The following is a 5,663-nucleotide window of genomic DNA, read 5'->3' as shown; positions in this document are numbered from 1 at the left end:
TCGCCCAGCGGCGCGGTGTGCAGGTGCTGGTAATCGAAATCGAACGGTTCGTAGTAATCGTCCAGGCTCGGCAGGTCCGGGTTGGCGAAGATGTTCGCCAGCACCCGGAACTTGCCGCCGATGCGCGGGTTGATCGAGCCGTCGGCGTTGCGGACCCAGCCGCCCTTCCACTTGTCCTGGTTTTCCCACTCCTTGGGATAGCCGATGCCGGGCTTGGATTCAACGTTGTTGAACCAGGCGTATTCCATGCCTTCGCGGCTGGTCCAGACGTTCTTGCAGGTGATCGAGCAAGTGTGGCAGCCGATGCATTTGTCCAGGTTCAGGACCATGCCGATTTGTGAGCGAATCTTCATCTCAGTTCTCCTCGATATCAGTCGGCAGTGGACGCGGCAGATCATCGCCACTGGAACCGTCGAGCCAATCGACCTTGACCATTTTGCGCACCACGACGAATTCGTCGCGGTTGCAACCGACCGTGCCGTAATAGTTGAAGCCGTAGGCCTGTTGGGCGTAGCCGCCAATCATGTGGGTGGGCTTGAGCACCACGCGGGTCACCGAGTTGTGGTGGCCGCCGCGGGTCTTGGTGGTTTCCGAACCCGGCACGTTCACGATCCGTTCCTGGGCGTGGTACATCATCACCATGCCTTCCTTGACCCGTTGGCTGACCACCGCCCGGGCGGTGAGCGCGCCGTTGGCGTTGAAGCATTCGATCCAGTCGTTGTCCTCGATCCCGGCGCGCTGGGCGTCGATTTCCGAGAGCCAGACAATCGGTCCGCCACGGCTCAAGGTCAGCATCAGCAGGTTGTCGCTGTAGGTGCTGTGGATGCCCCATTTCTGGTGCGGGGTGATCCAGTTCAGGACGATCTCGGGCTGACCGTTGCTGCGTTTGCCTTTCACGCCTTCGATGGTGCGGGTGTTGACCGGCGGCCGATAACTCATCAGTTGCTCGCCGAACGCCTGCATCCATGGGTGATCCTGGTAGAACTGCTGGCGACCGGTGATGGTGCGCCAGGGGATCGACTCATGGACGTTGGTGTAGCCGGCGTTGTAGCTCACGTGATCGTCTTCCAGGCCGGACCAGGTCGGGCTGGAGATGATCTTGCGCGGCTGGGCCTGGATGTCGCGGAAGCGAATCGCTTCGTGCTCCTTGGAAACCGCCAGGTGGCTGTGGTCGATGCCGGTGAATTCCGACAGCGCCGCCCAGGCTTTCACCGCGACGTGGCCGTTGGTTTCCGGTGCGAGGGACAGGATCACTTCGGCAGCGTCGATGGCACTGTCGATTTTTGGCCGGCCCTGGCTGATGCCCGGGTCGACTTCCTTGTGGTTCAGCTCACCGAGGAATTTCACTTCGGTGTCGGTGTTCCAGTTGATGCCCTTGCCGCCGTTGCCGAGTTTTTCCAGCATCGGGCCCAGGGAGGTGAACTGCTTGTAGATGTTCGGGTAGTCACGCTCGACCACTTGCAGGTTCGGCGCGTTCTTGCCCGGTTGCGGCGCCACGCCAGCGCTCTTCCAGTCGGTGCCGCCAAATGGCTGGGCCAACTCGCCGACGCTGTCATGCATCAACGGCACGGTGACCAAGTCTTTCTCCACGCCGAGGTGGCCGACCGACATGGCCGAAAACGCCTTGGCGATACCCTTGTAGATTTCCCAGTCCGAACGCGACTCCCAGGCCGGATCGATGGCCGCGGACAGCGGGTGAATGAACGGGTGCATGTCCGAGGTGTTCATGTCGTCTTTTTCGTACCAGGTCGCGGTCGGCAAGACGATGTCGGAATACACGCAGGTCGAGGACATGCGGAAGTCCAGGGTGGTGACCAGGTCGAGCTTGCCGATGGCACCCTCGTCGACCCATTCAGCCTCGGTAGGCTTGCAGTCGCCGACCTGGCCTATGTCTTCGTTCATCACGCCGTTCTTGGTGCCGAGCAGGTACTTGAGCATGTACTCGTGGCCCTTGCCCGAGGACCCGAGCAGGTTGGAACGCCAGATGAACATGTTGCGCGGGAAGTTCACCGGGCTGTCCGGCTGTTCGCAGGCAAAGCGCAGGGAACCGTCCTGCAGCGACTTGACCACGTAGTCCTTGGGGTCCAGGCCCGCGGCGGCGGCATCGCGGCAGATGTTCAGCGGGTTGGTGTTGAGCTGCGGCGCGCTCGGCAACCAACCGGCGCGTTCGGCGCGGATGTTGTAGTCCAGCGCATGCTCGGGGAATTGCGACTTGTCGGCCAGGGGCGAGAGCACGTCATGCATGCTCATCTTCTCGTGGCGCCATTGCGAACTGTGGCCGTAGAAGAAGCTGGTGCCGTTCATCTGCCGTGGCGGACGGTTCCAGTCCAGGCCGAAGGCCAGGGGCAACCAGCCGCATTGCGGACGGAGTTTTTCCTGGCCGACGTAGTGAGCCCAGCCGCCACCGGTCTGGCCGATGCAACCGCAGAGCATGAGCATGTTGATCAGCCCACGGTAGTTCATGTCCATGTGGTACCAGTGGTTCATCGCCGCACCGACGATGATCATCGAGCGTCCACGGGTCTTGTCGGCGTTGTCGGCGAACTCGCGGGCGATCTGGATCGCCTTCTCGCGGCTGACACCGGTGATCTGCTCCTGCCAGGCCGGGGTGCCGGGCACCGAAGCGTCGTCATAATCCTTGGCGACGTTGGCGCCACCCAGGCCACGGTCGATCGCCAGGTTGGCCGCCGACAGGTCGAACACCGTGGCGACTTTCGCCACGCTGCCGTCGGCCAGCACCACGCTGTGCACCGGCACGCGACGGTATTGCACCGCGTCGCCGGCCACGTGCTGGAAGTACTCCTGGGACTCGCCAGCGAAATACGGGAACGCCACTTCGGCGACGTCGCCGCCGATCAGGCTCAGCTTGAGGTCGATGTCGCGGCCTTCGCCGCCTTCACGGGGCAGGATGTTCCACTTGCCCTTCTCGCCCCAGCGATAACCGATGGAACCCTGGGGCGAAACCAGTTCGCCGTTGGCGTCCAGGGCGATGGTTTTCCATTCCGGGTTGTTGTCCTGGCCGAGGTTGGCGGTCAGGTCGCTGGCCCGCAGGAAACGGTCCGGCTGGTAACCCGAACCCGGCGCGACGCCGAGCATCGGCTTGAGCCTCACCAGCACCGGCAAGTCGGTGTAGCGCTTGGCGTAGTCGGTGAAATAGGCGCTCGGCTTGTCCAGGTGGAATTCTTTGAAGATCACATGGTTGAAGGCCTGGGCCAGCGCGGCGTCGGTGCCCTGCTTGGGGTTGAGCCACAGGTCGGTGAGCTTGGCGACTTCCGAATAGTCGGGGGTAATCGCCACGGTCTTGGTGCCCTTGTAGCGCACTTCGGTAAAGAAGTGCGCATCGGGGGTACGGGTCTGCGGGACGTTGGAACCCCAGGCGATGATGTAGTTGGAGTTGTACCAGTCGGCCGATTCCGGCACGTCGGTCTGCTCGCCCCAGACCATAGGCGACGCGGGCGGCAAGTCGCAGTACCAGTCGTAGAAGCTCAGGCACACGCCACCGATCAGCGACAGGTAACGCGAGCCGGCGGCGTAGCTGACCATCGACATCGCCGGGATCGGCGAGAAGCCGACCACGCGGTCCGGGCCGTGTTCCTTGACGGTGTAGACGTTGGCAGCGGCGATGATCTCGTTGACTTCTTCCCAGTTGGAACGGATGAAGCCACCCATGCCGCGCTTGCTCTTGTACGAGTCGGCCTTGGCCTTGTCCTCTACGATGCTCGCCCAGGCTTCCACCGGCGGCAGGGTCTGGCGGGCTTCGCGCCAGAGCTTGAGCAATGGCTTGCGGATTTTCGGGTACTTGAGGCGGTTGGCGCTGTAGATGTACCAGCTGTAGCTCGCCCCACGAGGGCAGCCGCGTGGCTCGTGGTTGGGCAAGTCGTTGCGGGTGCGCGGGTAGTCGGTCTGCTGGGTTTCCCAGGTGATCAGGCCGTTCTTGACGTAGATTTTCCACGAGCACGAACCGGTGCAGTTCACCCCGTGGGTGGAACGCACGATCTTGTCGTACTGCCAGCGGGAACGGTAGACGTTCTCCCAGTCACGGGACTCCTTGCGGGTCTCGCCATGGCCGTCTGAAAACTCGCCTTGCTTGCGGTTGAAGAACCGCAGTTGATCCAGTAAATGACTCACAGTGTCTTCCTCTCAGGCTTGCTCCGCGGGGTCTGCGCCCCGCCCTTGCAATAGTTGAATTCGTCTTAGCAGGGTGTCGCCGCGCCTTTGCGGGCGTACCACCACCAGGTCACCACGATGCAGCTCAGGTAGAAGCCGACGAACATGTAGAAGGCCATCTCCGGGCCGCCGGTCAGGGCCATCGAAGTGCCGAAGGATTTAGGGATGAAGAAGGCTCCGAAGGCGCCGATCGCCGAGCTGAAGCCCAGCACCGCGGCGGATTCCTTGCCGGCATTCTTCAGCGCTTGCTCGCGCTGCTCGGGCTTTCTGCCGAGGGCGGATTTCTCATGCAGCGTGCGGAAGATCACCGGGATCATGCGGAAGGTCGAACCGTTGCCCACGCCAGTGGTGATGAACAGCAACATGAACATGCCGAGGAAGCCGTAGAAGCTGCCGCCCTCGCCGCCTTTTGGCAGAAAGTGCAAGACACCGAAGACCATCACGATCATCAACACGAAGTTCCACAGGGTCACTTTCGCACCGCCGAGTTTGTCCGCCAGCCAGCCGCCGAGCGGCCGTACCAGGGCCCCCACCAATGGGCCAAGGAAAGCGAATTTAAGGGCGATGACTTCCGGGAAGGAGGTCTTGATCAGCAGCGGGAACGCGGCGGAGAAACCAATGAACGAACCGAAGGTCGCCAGGTACAACCAGCACATCAACCAGTTGTGCTTGCGCTTGAAGATCACTGCCTGTTCGCTGAACGAAGCCCGGGCGCTGGACAAATCGTTCATACCGAACCAGGCAATCACGGTCACGGCCAGGATGAACGGTACCCAGATAAAACCGGCGTTCTGCAACCACAACGAGCTGCCGTCGGCCAACACCTGCGGCTGGCCGCCCATGAAGCCAAACACACCGAAGGAAATCACCAGCGGCACGCAGAACTGCATCACCGACACGCCGAGGTTACCCAACCCGGCGTTCAGGCCCAGGGCGGTGCCCTGCTGGGATTTTGGGTAGAAGAAGCTGATGTTGGACATGCTTGAGGCGAAGTTGCCGCCGCCGAAACCGCACAGCAGCGCGATCAGCACGAACACATTGTAGGGCGTGGACGGATTCTGTACGGCGAAGCCCATCCACAGTGCCGGTATCAACAACGATGCGGTGCTCAGGGCGGTCCAACGACGGCCACCGAAAATCGGCACCATGAACGAATAGAAGATGCGCAAGGTCGCGCCGGAAAGCCCCGGCAACGCCGCCAACCAGAACAGCTGGTCGGTGCTGAAGCTGAAGCCGATGGCGTTCAGGCGCACGATCACCGTGCTCCAGACCATCCACACGGCGAAGGCCAACAGCAGCGCCGGGATGGAAATCCACAGGTTGCGCCGGGCGGTCTGCTTGCCGCTGCGGCCCCAGAAAGCTGGGTCTTCCGGGCGCCAGTCATGAATGACCGGGCCTTTTTCAGGCGTTTGCAGAACGGACATGTTCTTCTCCTTGGGCAATGCTGGAAAACGGGGATGGGCTGGCCGGCGGTTGTTTGCCCAGCAGCGGGCGCT

The 5,663-nt window shown here is 62.1% G+C and carries 2 protein-coding genes and 1 pseudogene; all 3 read right to left on the bottom strand.

All coding sequences use genetic code 11. The annotated features are described in order from the left end of the window. Nucleotides 1-353: pseudogene (gene narH / locus OC610_RS20145) on the bottom strand (nitrate reductase subunit beta); the annotation flags it as partial. A 1-nt stretch (nucleotide 354) separates the two neighbouring features. Next, nucleotides 355-4,128 (bottom strand): nitrate reductase subunit alpha, encoded by a 3,774-nt coding sequence (locus tag OC610_RS20140; protein ID WP_264430165.1) that lies wholly within the window; start codon nucleotides 4,126-4,128, stop codon nucleotides 355-357. A 65-nt stretch (nucleotides 4,129-4,193) separates the two neighbouring features. Then, entirely contained in the window at nucleotides 4,194-5,591 is a 1,398-nt protein-coding gene (locus OC610_RS20135) for a NarK family nitrate/nitrite MFS transporter (protein WP_264430164.1), read from the bottom strand. Nucleotides 5,592-5,663 lie beyond the last annotated feature (72 nt).

Source organism: Pseudomonas agronomica, from assembly GCF_025917275.1.
GTDB classification, from domain to species: Bacteria; Pseudomonadota; Gammaproteobacteria; order Pseudomonadales; family Pseudomonadaceae; genus Aquipseudomonas; species Aquipseudomonas agronomica.
The sequence above is the reverse complement of the archived record's forward strand: the minus strand, read 5'-3'. Positions and strand labels throughout refer to the sequence as shown.